Source organism: Ruegeria sp. CG1 (assembly GCF_056537265.1).
The window spans coordinates 1-1,177 of record NZ_JBQFRF010000029.1 but is presented as its reverse complement, the minus strand read 5'-3'; the positions used below and the strand labels follow the sequence as shown (position 1 = coordinate 1,177).

At 59.4% G+C, this 1,177-nt stretch carries 1 protein-coding gene; it reads left to right on the top strand.

Annotated elements, in window-relative coordinates; genetic code table 11:
• The coding region (gene tuf, locus ACR0AU_RS21950) for an elongation factor Tu (protein WP_010441214.1) at positions 1 to 1,176 on the top strand (1,176 nt) is incomplete at its 5' end.
• Position 1,177: the final 1 nt, after the last annotated feature.

Genomic DNA, 1,177 nt, shown 5'->3' with positions numbered 1-1,177 from the left:
ATGGCAAAGGAAAAGTTTGAGCGTAATAAGCCGCACGTCAACATCGGCACGATTGGCCACGTTGACCACGGCAAGACCACGCTGACCGCAGCAATCACCAAGTATTTCGGTGACTTCAAAGCGTATGACCAGATTGACGGCGCGCCTGAAGAAAAAGCACGTGGCATCACCATCTCGACCGCCCACGTGGAGTACGAGACCGACAACCGCCACTATGCGCACGTCGACTGCCCCGGCCACGCCGACTACGTCAAGAACATGATCACCGGTGCCGCCCAGATGGACGGCGCGATCCTGGTTGTGAACGCAGCTGACGGCCCGATGCCGCAGACCCGCGAGCACATCCTGCTGGGCCGCCAGGTTGGCATCCCGAAGATGGTCGTGTTCATGAACAAAGTTGACCAGGTTGACGACGAAGAGCTGCTGGAACTGGTTGAGATGGAAGTCCGCGAACTGCTGTCCAGCTACGAATACCCCGGCGACGATATTCCGATCATCGCAGGTTCGGCTCTGGCCGCGATGGAAGGCAACAACCCGGAAATCGGCGAAGAGAAGATCAAGGAACTGATGGCGGCTGTTGATGACTACATCGACACCCCTGAGCGCGAAGTCGACAAGCCGTTCCTGATGCCGGTCGAAGACGTGTTCTCGATCTCGGGCCGTGGTACCGTTGTGACCGGCCGTGTCGAGCGTGGCGTGATCAATGTTGGCGACGAGATCGAAATCGTCGGCATCCGTGACACTCAGAAAACCACCTGTACTGGTGTTGAAATGTTCCGCAAGCTGCTGGATCGCGGTGAAGCGGGCGACAACATCGGCGCCCTGCTGCGCGGTATCGACCGTGACGGTGTTGAGCGTGGCCAGGTTCTGTGTAAGCCGGGTTCGGTTACACCGCACACCAAGTTCGAAGCCGAAGCCTACATCCTGACCAAGGAAGAAGGCGGTCGTCACACCCCGTTCTTTGCGAACTACCGTCCGCAGTTCTACTTCCGTACAACTGACGTGACCGGCACCGTGACCCTGGCGGCTGGCACCGAGATGGTTATGCCCGGCGACAACGTCGGCTTCACCGTCGAGCTGATCGCCCCGATCGCGATGGAAGACGGCCTGCGCTTTGCGATCCGCGAAGGCGGCCGCACCGTCGGCGCCGGCGTCGTCTCGAAAATCATCGAGTAAT